The 15,249-nt window shown below is 74.3% G+C and carries 12 protein-coding genes; 4 read left to right on the forward strand and 8 right to left on the reverse strand.

Going from position 1 to position 15,249, the window contains the following annotated elements:
• The first annotated feature begins 62 nt into the window (after positions 1–62).
• A complete protein-coding gene (locus OG357_RS30405) occupies positions 63–1,148 on the forward strand; it encodes an amidohydrolase family protein (RefSeq protein WP_329624174.1) in 1,086 nt (361 codons plus the stop codon).
• A gap of 19 nt (positions 1,149–1,167) precedes the next feature.
• Here the strand turns inward: OG357_RS30405 and OG357_RS30410 are convergent, their stop codons facing one another.
• Both OG357_RS30410 and OG357_RS30415 read right to left on the reverse strand, forming a co-directional pair.
• A complete protein-coding gene (locus OG357_RS30410; protein WP_329624175.1) occupies positions 1,168–1,728 on the reverse strand; it encodes a GNAT family N-acetyltransferase in 561 nt (186 codons plus the stop codon).
• Positions 1,725–3,806 (reverse strand): penicillin acylase family protein, encoded by a 2,082-nt coding sequence (locus OG357_RS30415; protein ID WP_329624176.1) that lies wholly within the window; start codon positions 3,804–3,806, stop codon positions 1,725–1,727. The genes OG357_RS30410 and OG357_RS30415 overlap by 4 nt, the downstream gene beginning before the upstream one ends.
• Positions 3,807–3,896: 90 nt before the next feature.
• On the opposite strand from OG357_RS30415, the gene OG357_RS30420 reads away from it, so the two are divergent.
• Together OG357_RS30420 and OG357_RS30425 are read left to right on the forward strand one after the other, a co-directional pair.
• The gene (locus OG357_RS30420; RefSeq protein WP_329624177.1) at positions 3,897–4,616 is read left to right on the forward strand and encodes a siderophore-interacting protein; all 720 of its coding nucleotides are present in this window, start codon (positions 3,897–3,899) and stop codon (positions 4,614–4,616) included.
• Between the two features lie 331 nt (positions 4,617–4,947).
• A complete protein-coding gene (locus OG357_RS30425; protein WP_329624178.1) occupies positions 4,948–5,970 on the forward strand; it encodes an SCO1860 family LAETG-anchored protein in 1,023 nt (340 codons plus the stop codon).
• Between the two features lie 128 nt (positions 5,971–6,098).
• Here the strand turns inward: OG357_RS30425 and cobC are convergent, their stop codons facing one another.
• Positions 6,099–7,676, reverse strand: coding sequence for an Rv2231c family pyridoxal phosphate-dependent protein CobC (gene cobC / locus OG357_RS30430; RefSeq protein ID WP_443066831.1), 1,578 nt, complete (start codon positions 7,674–7,676; stop codon positions 6,099–6,101).
• A 75-nt stretch (positions 7,677–7,751) separates the two neighbouring features.
• On the opposite strand from cobC, the gene OG357_RS30435 reads away from it, so the two are divergent.
• Entirely contained in the window at positions 7,752–8,480 is a 729-nt protein-coding gene (locus OG357_RS30435) for a ZIP family metal transporter (protein WP_329624180.1), read from the forward strand.
• A 2-nt stretch (positions 8,481–8,482) separates the two neighbouring features.
• Here the strand turns inward: OG357_RS30435 and OG357_RS30440 are convergent, their stop codons facing one another.
• The 5 genes from OG357_RS30440 to OG357_RS30460 all read right to left on the reverse strand — a co-directional run bounded on the left by OG357_RS30440 (position 8,483) and on the right by OG357_RS30460 (position 15,218).
• A complete protein-coding gene (locus tag OG357_RS30440) occupies positions 8,483–9,901 on the reverse strand; it encodes a cobyrinate a,c-diamide synthase (RefSeq protein ID WP_329624181.1) in 1,419 nt (472 codons plus the stop codon).
• Positions 9,895–10,503 (reverse strand): cob(I)yrinic acid a,c-diamide adenosyltransferase, encoded by a 609-nt coding sequence (gene cobO, locus OG357_RS30445; RefSeq protein WP_329624182.1) that lies wholly within the window; start codon positions 10,501–10,503, stop codon positions 9,895–9,897. Before cobO ends, OG357_RS30440 begins: the two co-directional genes overlap by 7 nt.
• The gene (locus OG357_RS30450) at positions 10,503–12,560 is read right to left on the reverse strand and encodes a putative cobaltochelatase (RefSeq protein WP_329624183.1); all 2,058 of its coding nucleotides are present in this window, start codon (positions 12,558–12,560) and stop codon (positions 10,503–10,505) included. The genes cobO and OG357_RS30450 overlap by 1 nt, the downstream gene beginning before the upstream one ends.
• Positions 12,561–12,729: 169 nt before the next feature.
• On the reverse strand, positions 12,730–14,238 hold the full coding sequence (locus OG357_RS30455) for a cobyric acid synthase (RefSeq protein WP_329624184.1): 1,509 nt from the start codon (positions 14,236–14,238) through the stop codon (positions 12,730–12,732).
• Positions 14,235–15,218, reverse strand: coding sequence for a cobalamin biosynthesis protein (locus OG357_RS30460; RefSeq protein WP_329624185.1), 984 nt, complete (start codon positions 15,216–15,218; stop codon positions 14,235–14,237). Before OG357_RS30460 ends, OG357_RS30455 begins: the two co-directional genes overlap by 4 nt.
• Positions 15,219–15,249: the final 31 nt, after the last annotated feature.

A 15,249-nucleotide genomic window follows, 5' to 3' on the forward strand; every position in this document is an offset into this window, starting at 1 on the left:
GCATCAGGTGTCCAACAGGACGACGGACCGGGCACGGGCACCCGCCCTCGTACAGTGCACGCATGAGCGATCACGCGGTGCTGCATGTGAAGGGGCGGGTGCTCGTCGGCCCTGAGGACGTACGGGACGAACTCTGGTGCGTCGACGGGCGGATCACCTACGACCGGCCCGCCGCCGAGGCGGTGACCGTCGAGGGCTGGGCGCTGCCCGGCCTGGTCGACGCCCACTGCCACGTCGGACTCGACCGGCACGGCCCCGTCGACGAGGCCACCAGCGAGAAGCAGGCCCTCACCGACCGGGACGCGGGCACGCTGCTCATCCGGGACGCCGGTTCGCCCTCCGACACCCGCTGGATCGACGAGCGCGAGGACCTCCCGAAGATCATCCGCGCGGGCCGGCACATCGCCCGTACCCGCCGCTACATCCGCAACTACGCCCACGAGATCGAGCCCGCGGACCTCGTCGCGTACGTCGGCCGCGAGGCCCGGCGCGGCGACGGCTGGGTGAAGCTCGTCGGCGACTGGATCGAACGCGAGGCGGGCGACCTCACCGCCTGCTGGCCGCGCCCCGAGGTCGAGGCAGCCATCGCCGAGGCGCACCGGCTCGGCGCCCGGGTCACGGCGCACTGCTTCGCGGAGGACTCCCTCCGCGACCTCGTCGAGGCGGGCATCGACTGCATCGAGCACGCCACCGGCCTCACCGAGGACACGATCCCGCTCTTCGCCGAGCGGGGCGTCGCCATCGTCCCGACCCTGGTGAACATCGCGACGTTCCCGCATCTCGCCGACGGCGGCCAGGAGAAGTTCCCGCGCTGGTCGGCCCATATGCGCAGGCTGTACGAGCGGCGGTACGACACCGTCCGCGCCGCCTTCGACGCCGGCGTCCCCGTCTTCGTCGGCACCGACGCGGGCGGCTCCCTCGCCCACGGGCTCGTCGCGGAGGAGGTCGAGGAGCTGACCCGCGCCGGCATCCCGCCGATCGACGCGCTCTCGGCCACGGCCTGGGGCGCCAGGGCCTGGCTCGGCCGCCCCTCCCTGGAGGAGGGCGCCCCCGCCGACCTCGTCGTCTACGGCGAGGACCCGCGCGCGGACGTCCGCGTCCTCGCGGCGCCGCGGCGGGTCGTCGTCAACGGCCGGGTGGTCGGCTGACGGTCGACCACCCGTTCGGTCAGCGGGTGAGGAACGCGAGCCGCGCCTTCTTCTCCGGGATGAAGACCTCCGGCAGGTCCACCTCGGGCAGCACGACCTCCGGGCCGAGCTCGAAGCCGGCGCGGACCATCCGCGCGATCGCCTTCTCGTTGGCGGCGTCGGGCTCGACGACGACCCGGGTGCGGTCCCTCAGCGAGAAGTCGACGAGGGCGCTGACGAGTCCGGCCGTGAAGCCGGACCGGGGGGTCGCGCTCGGCGCGATCAGGAAGTGGACGCCGATGTCGCCGGGCTCCACCGTGTAGCACTCGCTGACCCGGTCCGCCTCGGGCTCGTACGTCTGGAACAGTGCGACGGGCTCCCCGTCCAGGCCGACGAGGAAGCCGTGGTGGGTGGTGAGCGAGTCCAGGTGCGCGTAGATGTCCCGGACCTGCTCGACGGTGGTCCCGCCCATGCCCCAGAACCGGGCGCGCTCCTCGTTGACCCAGCCGTGCAGGAGCGGGGCGTCGCGGTCGGGCTCGACGGGCCGGATCGTGACGGTGCCGAAGCCCTCGACGCTCCGGACGTGTACGGCGGTGGTCATCCCTGCTCCTTGGTGAGGTACTGCCAGTCGGTCGTGACGGGGGCGAGCTCGCCCCGCAGCCACAGGGGAAGCTGGTCGCGGTGGTGCGGGTCGCCGGGCACCCCGGACGCCCCGAACGGCACGATCCAGCCGCTCCGTTCGCGGTCGGCGAGGTCCCAGACGTAGCGGGCGGCGGAGGCGCGGGCGCTGCGGTCGGTCCAGCCGGGCACGCTCGACGTGGACAGGACGCAGTCGTGGTCCCCGGCGAGCCCCGGCCACTGCGCGTCGTCGGCGTCGGGGAGCGCCTGCCAGGGCGCGAGGCGGTGGGTCACGCCCCAGGCGGCGGGCGGCTCACCGGCCCCGACCTCCTCCAGGGCCTCGCGCACGATCCGGTCGACGTCCCCGGCCGGCACGGGACCGGCCGTGAGCAGCGTCTCCAGTGCGTAGGCGACCCGGGGGCCGAGGGCCAGCCAGGGGCGGAACAGCGCGGGGTACGGGGCGGGTTCGCGCAGCGCCGTGAAGACCTCGTGCCCGGCGAGCCGCCGCACCACGGCGCCGCGCACGGCCGCGTACAGGCCGGCGTCGGTGCTCTCCGCCGCCATCCGCCGGTCCCAGCCGAGCAGCCGCTCGCGTACGGCGGAGGCGCCGGGGGAGAGGCTTTCGGCCGCCCGCTCCACCGCCGCGAGGAGGCGGGCCGCCGACGGGTTGTCGGTGTCGGTGTGGACGGCGGTCGTGGACTCCGGGGTCCACTCCGACGAGGCGTCGAGGAGCTCGCCGATGCGGGCGGCCCGGTGCGGCGGGGCGAACTCGACGCCGAGGGGTGCGGCGAGCCCCCGGGCGTTGGCCATGACGGCGTGGCCGCGGACGTCGGCGCGGGGCAGCGGCGCGGGCGCGGGCTCCCAGTCGTGCGCCGGATCCCAGGCGGGTACGAGACGCAGGGAGTTGGCCCGGTTCCGTACGGGTACGTGGCCGGCGACCCGGTGCAGGAGCCCGCCCCGGGTGTCGGCGGCCTGGACGACGTTCACGGGCTCGACCCAGCCGTCGAGGGCGGCGTCCACATCGGCGACGGTCCGGGCGCGCAGCAGCCCGGGCAGGACCCCGAAGCCGAGCTCCCCGGTGACCCGGGGCGGGTAGCGCAGACTCACGGCCTCCCACTCGGAGGAACCGCCGGAGGGCTCGCCGTCCGCCCCGATGATCACGGGTCCCCGGTCCGTCTCCACCACCTCGATCACGACGGGCTCACCGCCCGCGACCTCGATCGTCTCCGGGTGCGTCGCCGCCGGGCGCCACCCCTCGGGGCCGAAGGCCTCGACACCGCCACCGGGCAGCCGGCGGAGCCGCTCCCGGTACAGGTCCTGGTAGTCGGCCATGGCGTTGGTGATCGCCCAGGCCACCGAGCCGGTGTGGCCGAAGTGGGCGAGTCCGGGGACGCCGGGCACGGCGATGCCCACGACGTCGTACGCGGGGCAGGCGAGCCGGATCTGCTGGTAGACGCCCGGCGCCTCGATGAACCGGTGCGGGTCGCCGGCCACCAGGGCCGCGCCGCTCGCGGTCCGCTCGCCGGACACCACCCAGCCGTTGGAGCCCGCGGTGCCGGGGCCGTCCGTCGCGAAGAGCTCCGTCCACTCCTCGCCGAGCCGGGTGGCGACCTGCTCACGCCACAGCTTGGTGGGGAAGCCGGCGAAGAGGATGTGGGTGGAGAGCCAGACGGCGAGCGGGGTCCACGGCTCCCACCGCCCGGGTACGAGACCGGTCTCCGCGAACTCGGGTGCGCGCCGGGACCCGTCCGCCAGGCCGTCGTTGACCCCGTCCACGTACGCCCGGACCCAGGCGGCCGTCGGCGCGTCGGACGCTTCGAGCCGTGCGTAGCAGCGGCGGGCGGTGTCGGCGAGCCGGGCCCGCCGGGCGAAGGTGTCCCAGCCGAGCTCGGCGGTGCCGAGGAAGGCGGCGGTGGTGCCCTGGGCCCGGTGCCGCTCGACCTCCAGCTGCCAGGCGCGGTCGCGGGCGGTGACCCGCCCCTGGGCGAAGGCGAGTTCCTCCGGGTCCGTGGCGCGCAGATGAGGGACGCCCCAGGCGTCCCGGTAGACCTCGATGCTCACGGAGAACCCCGCTCCCGTCCGTATCTTTTTCAGAACCTTAGGTTAGGCTGACCTAAGTAACTTAACAGGAGTCCAGGGGAGGAGATCACGGTGGGGCATGGCTGGCAGGGGGCGGTCCTCAAGCTGTTTCGGGGGAAGGACTTCACGTTCACGGTGACGGGGGCCGAGCAGGTCACCGAGGACTACCGCAGGGTGCACTTCACGGACGGCGGCCTGCTCGCCGCGGCCGGCATCCACCCGACGATGTGGGTGCGCCTCTGGTTCGACGACGCGGGCAAGCCGCACCAGCGCGCGTACACCCTGGTCGACCCCGACCTGGCCGCGGGCACCTTCAGTCTCGAATTCGCCCTCCACGACGGCATCGCCAGCCGCTGGGCCCGCGCCTGCGCCCCCGGCGACACCGTGGAGGCCACGCTCCAGGGCACCGGCTTCGAGGCGCCCGACCCGCTGCCCGCGAGGCTGCTCGTGGTCGGCGACCCGGCCTCCCTGCCCGCCGTCAACTCCCTGCTCGACGCGCTCCCCGGCGTCCCCGCCACCGTCTGGTTCGAGACGCAGCACGCCTCCGACGACGAGCTGCCGGTCCGGCTCGACCCCGCGCACCACGAGCTGCGCCGGATCCCGCGCCAGGGCGGCGGCGCCGACCTCGTCGCCCGTGTGAAGGCCGAGCTGCCCGAGCTCGCGGACGCCGCCTCGTACGTCTGGATCGCCTGCGACACGGCGACGACCCGCACGCTCGCGTCGTACGCCCGCAAGGAGCTCGCCCTTCCCAAGGAGCGCGTCCACGCGCTCGGGTACTGGCGCGCGAGCTGACCCCGCGCCCCAGGGCGTCGCGTTGACGATCCGTTACCCCGGCCGGTAGCGGATCGTTTTCACTTTCTCCCACGTACCCCCGCACGCACCCACCCGTGCCCGCATGCGCCCGCTCGTACGAAAGACGCGGGACGTGGCAGGACGGTTGTGTCGAGAAAAATCGAAAATGAACACGGAAACCCCCCTTTGGAGTGAACTCACGTCAGGCGACTGTCGGTTCACTCTCCGTGCGTAAAGATTCCGGTGTCTCAAGTCGCCGAGGCCGCGCCGACCCACCGTCCCCGTGGTGAGCGGCCGGCGACGCCATGTCTCTTGTGGGGGTTCCACCATCTTGAACAGCAACACCTTCCGCGCGCCCGTACGCCGCACCGCCGCCGCCGCGACCGTCGCCGCCCTGGCCGTCGGCCCCGTGCTCCTCGCGGCCCCGGCGGCGCACGCCACGGGCGGCGAAGGGCGTGCCACCGCCGTCGTCCTGCGCGCCGGCCTCGACGTCTCCCTCCTCGGCGAGACGGTGAAGGTGCCGGTGCGCACCTCGCTCAACGAGGTCAAGGCGCCCGAGACCGAGAGCGAGACCGCGCTCACCGTGAAGGTGCAGGGGGCCGAGGGCGGAAAGCCGATCGACATCCTCGCCGCCGACGTCGCCACCTCCAAGGCCACCGTGGACGAGGCGAAGGCCGAGGGCCACGTGAACCTGGTCAAGGCGCAGGTCCACGTCCCCGGCATTCCGCTGCTCTCCCTCATCGAGGTCGAGAAGGTCACCTCCACGGCGCTGTGCGAGGTGGGGAAGAAGCCGGTCGCCGAGTCCAACGTCCTCGGGCACGTGACCGTCTTCGGCAAGAAGACCACCCTCTCCACCGCCGGCCGGACCCAGGTGACCGTGCCCGGCGTCGGCGAGGTCACCCTGGACCTCTCCCGCACCTCCACCACCTCCCGCACCGCGGCGGCGACGGCCCTCGAACTCACGGTGGCGGTCGACCCGCTGAAGCTGGGCGTGGCCAAGGTCAACGGCACCGTGACGCTCGCCGAGGCGACCTGCGAGACGCCCGAAGGCCCGGCGCCGACGAAGGAGCCCACCAAGGAGCCCACCGAGCAGCCCACCGAGCGGCCGACGGAGCAGCCCACCCAGGAGCCCGGCGAGCGGCCCTCCGAGCAGCCCACGCAGAAGCCCACCGCCGAGCCGAGCAGCGACGGCGGCGTGAAGACCAACAACGGCGGCACCACCCCGACCGAGAACCTCGCCGAGACCGGTGGCAGCTCCTCCACCACGTACATCGCGGCGGGCGCCCTCGCCCTCCTGGTGGCCGGCGGCGGCGCGCTCGCGGTCACCCGCTCGCGTGCCCGCTCGCGCGGCTGACGGCCCGAGGGGGAGGCACCGGGGGGTGCCGGAAGGGTAGGGGAAGCGGGAAAGCGGGGCGCGGGGTGGGCGATGGTGACGACATCGCCCACCCCGCGCCCCGCTCGCGTGCTTCCTTGCGGGGGCGGTCAGCCGCCCAGCAGGAGCGCCTGGTCCAAGGCCTGGAGGAAACGGTTCGTCGTGGCCCGGTCCCGGACCGCGAGCCGCAGCCAGTTCCGGTCGAGCCCCGGGAACGTGTCGCCCCGCCGGGCCGCGAAGCCGAGGAGGCGCAGCCGGTCCCTTATCGCGTCCGCCCCGTCGATCCGCAGCAGGACGAAGGGGCCCTCCGCCCCGGCTACCGTCCGCACCTCGTCGAACTCCGCGAGGCCGGCGAGCAGATGCGCCCGCTCCACGCCGATCCGGTGCGCCGCGTGCTCGGCTTCCGCGAGCGCCGACCGCGACATGCAGGCCTCCGCCGCCACCAGGGCCGGCGTCGACACCGGCCACAGCGGCTGCGCGCGCTCCAGCAGGGCGATCGTCTCCGGCGCGGCGAGGACGTACCCGATCCGCAGGCCCGCGAGCCCCCAGGTCTTGGTGAGGCTGCGCAGCACCACGAGCCCCGGCACGTCGGTCCGCCCGGCGAGCGACTCCCGCTCGCCCGGCACCGCGTCCATGAACGCCTCGTCGACCACCAGCGTCCGGCCGGGCCGGGCCAGGGCGGCGATCGAGGCGGCGGGATGCAGGACGGAGGTCGGGTTCGTGGGGTTCCCGATCACCACCAGGTCCGCGTCCTCGGGCACCGCCGCCGGATCCAGCCGGAAACCGTCCTCCTCGCGCAGCAGCACCCGGCCCACCTCGTGCCCGGCGTCGCGCAGCGCCGCCTCCGGCTCGGTGAACTGCGGGTGCACCACCACGGGCCGACGCGCCGGCAGCGCCCGCGCGAGCAGCACGAAGGCCTCCGCGGCGCCGGCCGTGAGGAGCACCCGGCCGGGCGGCAGATCGTGCCGCACGGCGACCGCGGCCCGCGCGGCCCGGCCGTCGGGATAGGCCGCGAGGCCGGTCAGCGAATCGGCGATTCTCTTTCTCAGCCAGTCCGGAGGGGTGTTCGTCCGGACGTTCACCGCGAGATCGATCAACTTCTCGTCCCGGACCTCGGCGTCACCGTGATGGCGCAGGTCGTGGGCGTCGGAATGCGTGTGCGTGTCCATGGCCGCCGTCGTGTGGGGGGTGGGGATGGTGGGGGGTGAGCCAGGCTCGCCAGCGATGTACCCGTGAGGCTGGTGCAACAACCGTACGCCTGCCGCGCGTTCGTGCGGACAAACCGGTACACACGTGGCGAGCGCACACGTAACGCGCCGCGTTTTCCGCTTCGGCACGAGCAGCACGGCCCGCGGTGCCCCGGCCGACCCATCGAACCCGGCCGACCCATCGGACCCAGCCGACTCGGCTGCCCCCTCGGCCCTGTCGATCCCCGCGCCCGCCGTGAGCAGGGCCGCCGCCTCCGCCACCGACGGCGTCCCCGTCGCGTCCAGCGGCAGCGCCGACGGATGCGGTACGGAGACGGCGGCCAGCTCCCCGGCCGGGAACCCCCGCACCGGCACCCCCAGCTCCCCGGCCGCGCCCGCGACACCCGGCTCGGCGGCCCGCGCGTCCAGCGTGGCCAGCGACCGCACGGCCGCCCGCGTCAGCCCCGCCTCCCGCAGCACCACGTCGACCAGCGCGAGCACTTCGTCCACCGGAACGCCCGACCTGGCCCCCACACCGAGGTGCGCGCACACCGCCCCATCCGATAGCAAAGGCCCATGGCTGTGGTCGTCGCGCTCGGCGCGTTCCTCATGACGCTCTTCGGCGGCTGGGTCGCGCAACGCGTCACCGACCGCCGCCACCTCGTCCTCGGCCTCGCCGGCGGACTCATGCTCGGCGTCGTCGGACTCGACCTCCTGCCGGAGGCCCTGGAGGCCGCGGGGGAGAAGGTCTTCGGCGTCCCGGAGGCCCTGCTGCTCTTCGTCGGCGGCTTCCTCTTCGCCCACGTGGTGGAGCGCCTCCTCGCCGTCCGCCAGGCGGCACACGGGGTCGGCGCCCACGAGCGGGTCCCGCAGGTCGGTCTCACCGCGGCCGCCGCGATGGTCCTGCACAGCCTCATGGACGGCATCGCCCTCGGCGCGGCCTTCCAGGTCGGCGGCGGCATGGGCGCCACCGTCGCGCTCGCCGTCATCACCCACGACTTCGCCGACGGCTTCAACACGTACACGATCACGAGCCTCTACGGGAACGCCCGCCGCAAGGCCGTCGGCATGCTCGTCGCCGACGCGGTCGCCCCGATCCTCGGCGCCGCCTCCACCCTGCTGTTCACCCTTCCGGAGGAACTCCTCGGCAGCTATCTCGGCTTCTTCGGCGGCGCCCTGCTCTACCTCGCCGCCGCCGAGATCCTGCCCGAGGCCCACCACGAACACCCCGCCCGCTCGACCCTGCTGTGCACGGTCGCGGGCGTGGGCTTCATCTGGCTCGTGGTGGGCGTCTCCGGCGGCTGAACTCACCCGCAGTGCTCCACGAACCGCAGCGCCGCCTCCGGCGCACCCGCCCAGTGCGTGTGCACGTAACTGGCGTGCACCCCGCCCTGGACGAAGCCCTCGACACGCCGCTCCGGCTGCCGCAGCCCCCAGGCCGCCCGGGCGCCCGCGCCCGGCTCGATCACGGTCCGGTGGAACTCGTGCCCCCGCATCCGCGCCCCGGCCGGCGCGAGCACGCTGTCGCTCACGGCGACGGCGTCCCGGTACCCGAGCGTCAGCCGCTCCGACATCCGCGCGTCCGCGTCGAGCACCCCGCACATGGGCCTGCCGTCGAGGGACCGCGCCAGGTACAGCAGCCCGGCACACTCGGCGGCGATCGGCGCCCCCGCCGCGGCGAGCTCGGCGACGGCGTTCCGCAACGGCTCGTTGGCGGACAGCTCGGCGCCGTACATCTCGGGGAACCCGCCACCTATGACGAGCCCCGAGGTCCCCTCGGGCAGCGCCTCGTCCCGAAGCGGATCAAACGTCACGACCTCGGCCCCGGCAGCGGTCAACAACTCGGCATGCTCGGCATACGAGAAGGTGAAAGCGGCCCCGCCTGCGAGGGCGACCACCGGCCTGGTTGTGGGCATACGTTCCGCAAGGGCTGGGGGTACCTCCCAGGCGGAGCCCTGGGGGAGGGTGGGCACAACCCACCCACCGGCGGACACCCGCCCCGCAACCCCAGGTGACCAGGCCTCGGCGTGCAGCTCAGGCGCACTGCGGGCCAACGCCAAAAGGGCTTCCAGGTCGCATCCCTGGCGCACCTGCTCCGCCTGCGCGGCCACCGCCTCGACGGCCGCAGCCTGCCGCTCGGCAACAGGCACCAAGCCCAGGTGCCGAGAAGGCGTCGCAACGGCAGGAGCCCGCCGCAGCACACCCAGCACCGGCACCCCCGACTCCCCAAGCGCCTCCCGCAGCAGATGCTCGTGCCGATCCGTGGCGACCTTGTTGAGGATCACCCCGCCGATCCGCACCTCCGGATCCCACGACGCGAACCCGTGCACGAGCGCCGCCACCGACCGCGACTGCGACGACGCGTCGACGACGAGCACCACCGGCGCCTTGAGCAGCTTGGACACCTGCGCGGTGGAGGCCAGTTCACCCTGATCGGCGGCACCGTCGTAGAGGCCCATCACCCCTTCGACGACCGCCAGGTCGCACCCGCGCGCCCCGTGCGCGAAGAGCGGCGCGATCAGCCCCGTACCGCACATGTACGCGTCGAGGTTGCGCCCCGGGCGGCCGGTCGCGAGCGCGTGGTAGCCCGGGTCGATGTAGTCGGGCCCGACCTTGTGCGGGGACACGGCCAGACCACGGCCCGCGAACGCGGCCATCAGGCCGGTCGCGACCGTGGTCTTGCCCGCACCGGACGACGGTGCGGCGATGACGAGACGTGCTACCACTCGATGCCCCGCTGGCCCTTCTGACCGGCGTCCATCGGGTGCTTGACCTTGGACATGTCGGTGACGAGATCGGCGAAGTCGACCAGCTCCTGCGGCGCGTTGCGCCCGGTGATGACGACGTGCTGGTGCCCGGGACGGTCGCGGAGGACCTCGACGACCTCCTTGGTGTCGATCCAGCCCCAGTGCAGCAGGTAGGCGAACTCGTCGAGGACGTAGAACTTGTACCGCTCCTCGGCGAGGTCCCGCTTGACCTGCTCCCAGCCCTCGCGGGCCTTCTCCTCGTGCGACTGCTCGCCCTCGGCGACCTCGCGCTGGATCCAGGACCAGCCCTCGCCCATCTTGTTCCAGGTGACCGTGCCGCCCTTGCCGGTCTCGCCGAGCGCCTTGAGGGCGTTCTCCTCGCCGACCTTCCACTTGGCGGACTTGACGAACTGGAACACCCCGATCGGCCAGCCCTGGTTCCAGGCGCGCAGCGCCATGCCGAACGCGGCGGTCGACTTCCCCTTGCCGACACCCGTGTGCACCATCACGAGTGCGCGGTTGCGGCGCTGACGGGTGGTGAGACCGTCGTCGGGCACGACGGTCGGCTGTCCCTGCGGCATTAAGCGGCCCTCCTGGTTGTCTGATCTGCTGCCTGTACGTCCCTGACGAGGCCGGCGATCGAGTCGGCCCGCAGCTCGTCCAAGGTGACGGCGGTGCCGCCGAGTTCGCGTGCGAGGCTCCCGGCGAGCCCGAGCCGCACATGACCCGTCTCGCAGTCCACGACCACGCTCGCCGTGCCCTCGGCGGCGTGCAGCCGCGCCGCCCGGGCGGCCAGCGCCACCGGGTCGGCGCCGCCGCCGGTCGCCCGTCCGTCGGTCACGACGACGAGCAGCGGGCGGCGCGAGGGGTCGCGCAGTCGCTCGATCCGCAGGACGTCATGGGCCTTGAGGAGCCCGGCCGACAGGGGCGTACGGCCACCGGTCGGGAGCTTCTCCAGCCGGGCGGCGGCCGCGTCCACGGACGAGGTCGGCGGCAGCGCCAGGTCGGCGGTACGGCCCCGGAAGGTGATGAGGCCGACCTTGTCGCGCCGCTGGTAGGCGTCGAGGAGCAGGGAGAGCACGGCGCCCTTCACGGCGCTCATCCGCTGCCGGGCCGCCATCGAGCCGGAGGCGTCCACGGCGAAGAGCACGAGGTTCCCCTCGCGCCCCTCGCGGGTCGCCTGCCGCAGGTCGTCCCGCCGGACGACGAGCCCGGGACCGGTCCGCCCGCGCGCCCGCTGGTGCGGGGCGGCGGCCTGCACGGTCGCCGCGAGGTGCAGCTTGGTCAGCGCGCCCCGGGGCCGGGTGGCCCCGGTGGTGCGGCCGTGTTCGGTACGGGCCCGGGAGCGGCGCCCGGCGGCGCCCTCGCCCAGACCGGGGACGCTCAGCATCTTCGTACGGAAGGGCTCGGCGGCCTGGACGGCCGCGCGCTCACCGGCGCCGGAGCCCTGCGGGGCCGGGGCGGGGGCCTCGGCGGGAGCGGGGGTCTCCTCGGGCACACCGTCACTCTCGGGGGCCGGGCCTTCGCCCTGCGGCGGAATGCCACCGCCGCCGCCGGGACCGCCGTCACCCGGACCGTCGGGACCGTCGGGCTCCGGGTCCTCGTCGGGGTCGGTCTGCGGCTCCTCGCCCTTGAACTGCTCCAGGGTCTCGTCGAGCTTGTCCTCGTCGAGGCCGGGCGCGTCGAAGGGATTACGGCGCCGCCGGTGGGGGAGGGCCAGGAGGGCGGCCTGCCGCACGTCCTCGGAGGTGACCTCCGTCCGCCCGGCCCAGGCGGCGAGGGCGGTCGCCGCCCGCGCCATGACGATGTCGGCGCGCATGCCGTCGACCTCGAACGCGGCGCAGGTCGCGGCGATCTGGAGCAGCGCGGCGTCCCCGAGGACCACCTTCGGGAGCAGGTCGCGGGCGGCGATGATCCGCTCGCGCAGATCGGCCTCCTCGCCGGCCCAGCGCGCGGCGAACGCGGCCGGGTCGTCCTCGAAGGAGAGCCGCCGCCGGACGACCTCCACCCGCTGCTCGGGCACGCGGGAGGCGGCGACCTCCACGGTCAGCCCGAACCGGTCGAGCAACTGCGGCCGCAGCTCGCCCTCTTCGGGGTTCATGGTCCCGACGAGAAGGAAACGGGCGGCATGGCGCACGGAGACGCCCTCGCGCTCGACGTGGGAGGCACCCATGGCGGCGGCGTCGAGGAGGTGGTCGATCAGGTGATCGCTCAGCAGGTTGACCTCGTCGACGTACAGGATGCCCCGATGGGCTGCCGCGAGGAGCCCCGGCTCGAAGGCCTTCACGCCCTCGGCGAGCGCCTTCTCGATGTCGAGCGCACCGACGAGCCGGTCCTCGGAGGCACCGACGGGCAGCTCGACCATCCGCGCGGCCCGTTCGGCCCCGGGGGCGTCGTCGTGCGGCCCGTCGGGGCAGCCCGCGTCAGGAGACGACGGATCGCAGCTGAAGCGGCAGCCGGCCACCACCGGTACCACCGGCAGCAGATCGGCGAGCGCCCGGACGGCCGTGGACTTGGCGGTCCCCTTCTCGCCCCGGACGAGCACACCGCCCACCGCCGGACTGACCGCGTTCAGCAGCAGCGCGAGCCGCAGATCGTCCATGCCGACGACGGCGGTGAACGGAAACCGGGTGCTCATCGGGCGGTCACTCCTTCAAGTTCGATCAGCTGATGCAAGCGGGCCGGTCGGCCCGGGGTGCGACTCTCCACGCCGCACGAGTGGTGCGGCTGGGAACCCGAGCCCGGCCGGAGGCCGGTCGCACGTCCCGCGCGGCCCCGCCGCGCACCCCGCAACCCTCCGCCCCCACTCACGGCGCACCCGGCGGCACGAACGGCAGCCCCGCCGGGGCCCCCTCCTCGATCAGCCGCAGCAGCGCGTCCGTGTCCGCGTGCTCCTCGATCAGGTCGCCGAGCCGGTCCAGCTGCTCTTCCCGCAGCGTGCCGAACGACGTGTCCGGGGCGGGCACGAACCGCCGCCCCGCCGCCGCCGCGACCTCCCGCAGGAACGCCCGGCGGAACCCGTCGCTCTCCAGCGAGCCGTGCCAGTGCGTGCCCCACACGGAGCCGACCCGGCACCCGTCGAGGAACGCCTCGCCGCCGCTCACCTCCGCGACGCCGTGATGGATCTCGTACCCCTCGACCCGCTCCCCGAGCGCCTCGCCGACCGGCCGCGCCAGGGTCTTCTCGCGCGCGAACCGCACCCGTACGGGCAGCAGCCCGAGCCCGTCGACGGCCCCGGCCTTCGACTCGACGTCGTCCTCGATGTGCTCGCCGAGCACCTGGAACCCGCCGCAGATTCCGAGTACCGGACGCCCCTCGGCCGCGCGCCGGGCCAGCTCACCGGCCAGCCCGCGCTCCCGCAGCCACGCGAGCGCCTTCACCGTCCCCCGGGTCCCCGGTACGACGACGAGGTCCGCGTCGACGAGTTCCTCCGGCCGGTCCACGAACCGGACGACGACGCCCGGCTCGGCGGCCAGCGCGTCGACGTCCGTGAAGTTCGACATGAGCGGTACGGCGCACACGGCGACCCGCAGCACGTCCGCGCCGACCGGCGGCGCGACGACGGACTCGCGTACGGTGCCGCGCAGCGAGACCCGGAGCCCGTCCTCCTCGTCGATGCCGAGCCCGTGCGCGTACGGGAGGACGCCGAAGGTCCGGCGCCCGGTCAGACCGTGCAGCATGTCGAGCCCGGGTTCGAGGAGGGTCACGTCACCGCGGAACTTGTTCACGAGGTATCCGGCGACGAGCGACTGGTCCTCGGGGCTCAGCAGCGCCGTCGTCCCGAAGAACTGGGCGAACACCCCGCCCCGGTCGATGTCGCCGACCACGACGACGGGCAGCCGCGCGGCCCGCGCGATGCCCATGTTCACGATGTCCGTGCGCCGCAGGTTGATCTCGGCCGGACTGCCCGCCCCCTCGCAGATCACGGCGTCGTACATGCCCCGGAGTTCCTCCAGGCACGCCATGACCGGCTCGAAGAGTTCCTTCTGCCGCCCCCCGTGGTAGCCGCGGGCGGACAACTCGCCCACCGGCTTGCCCATCAGGACGACCTGGCTGGAGCGGTCGCTGCCCGGCTTGAGCAGGACCGGGTTCATGAGCGCGGTCGGCTCGACCCGGGCGGCCTGTGCCTGCATGGCCTGGGCCCGCCCGATCTCGGCGCCCTCGCGGGTCACGAAGGAGTTGAGGGACATGTTCTGCCCCTTGAACGGCGCCACCTTCAGGCCCTTGCGGACCAGCCAGCGGCAGATGCCGGCCGTCACGACGCTCTTGCCGGCGTCGGACGTGGTCCCGGCGACCAGCAGGCCCCCACCCCTCATGCGTTCCTCCGCTTCGCGCGCTTCACGGCACCGATGATCATGCGGCCGCCTACACAGGCGGCCAGGGTCAGGACGGTCACCCGGCGCGAGAGCCGGACCGCCCGGTCGATGTCGGCGACCTCGACGGGCCGCCCTTCCCCGTTGAGTACGGGCCGGTGCTCGACCCGCCCGCCGTACGAGAGGGTCCCCCCGAGCCGTACGCCGAGGGCGCCCGCGAAGGAGGCCTCGACGGGGCCCGCGTTGGGGCTCGGGTGTTTGTCGGCGTCCGCCCGCCAGGCCCGTACGGCTCCGCGCGGATTCCCTCCGGCGAGCGTCGCGGCGACGGCCGTCAGCCGGGCCCCGGGCCAGCCGGCCACGTCGTCGAGCCGGGCCGAGGCCCAGCCGAAGCGGCGGTGGCGCGGGGACTTGTGGCCGACCATCGCGTCGAGGGTGTTGACGGCCCGGAAGGCGACGAGGCCCGGCACGCCCGCGACGGCGCCCCAGAAGAGGGCGCCGACCACGGCGTCGGAGGTGTTCTCGGCGACGGACTCGACGACCGCGCGGGCCATCGCGGGACCGTCCAGGGACTGCGGGTCGCGTCCGCACAGGTGCGGCAGCCGCTCCCGGGCGACCTCCAGGTCCCCGACGGCGAGCGCCCCGCCGATCGCGCGGGCCTCCCGCCCCAGGGTCGTACCGCCGACGACGGCCCAGACGGAGGCGGCGGTCAGCGCCACGGCGGCGGCCGGCCGGTCCCGTACGGCCCGGGCGGCGAGTGCGCCGAGGGCGGCGGTGGAGCCGGCGCAGACAGCGGTGTGCAGGGCGCCCCAGCCGCGGTGGTCGTGGTGCAGGCGCTGTTCGACGGCGGCGGCCGCGCGGCCGAAGACGGCGACGGGATGCCCGCGGCGGGGATCGCCGACGAGCCGGTCGACGGCGAGCCCGAGGGCCGCGCCGTACACGAATCCGTCCCGGGAGAGGCGGCTGGCTCTGATGCGGCCGGGCATGGCGCAGGTCCTCACTCAGGGTCCGCGCCCT

The organism is Streptomyces sp. NBC_01255 (assembly GCF_036226445.1).
In the GTDB taxonomy this organism is placed as follows: Bacteria; Actinomycetota; Actinomycetes; order Streptomycetales; family Streptomycetaceae; genus Streptomyces.

What these genes read in the sequence shown, in the direction of transcription:
- OG357_RS30405 (WP_329624174.1), top strand. Translation starts at nt 63, where the DNA reads ATGAGCGATCACGCGGTGCTGCATGTGAAGGGGCGGGTGCTCGTCGGC.
- OG357_RS30410 (WP_329624175.1), bottom strand. Translation starts at nt 1,728, where the DNA reads ATGACCACCGCCGTACACGTCCGGAGCGTCGAGGGCTTCGGCACCGTC.
- OG357_RS30435 (WP_329624180.1), top strand. Translation starts at nt 7,752, where the DNA reads ATGGCTGTGGTCGTCGCGCTCGGCGCGTTCCTCATGACGCTCTTCGGC.
- cobO (WP_329624182.1), bottom strand. Translation starts at nt 10,503, where the DNA reads ATGCCGCAGGGACAGCCGACCGTCGTGCCCGACGACGGTCTCACCACC.
- OG357_RS30450 (WP_329624183.1), bottom strand. Translation starts at nt 12,560, where the DNA reads ATGAGCACCCGGTTTCCGTTCACCGCCGTCGTCGGCATGGACGATCTG.
- OG357_RS30455 (WP_329624184.1), bottom strand. Translation starts at nt 14,238, where the DNA reads ATGAGGGGTGGGGGCCTGCTGGTCGCCGGGACCACGTCCGACGCCGGC.
- OG357_RS30460 (WP_329624185.1), bottom strand. Translation starts at nt 15,218, where the DNA reads ATGCCCGGCCGCATCAGAGCCAGCCGCCTCTCCCGGGACGGATTCGTG.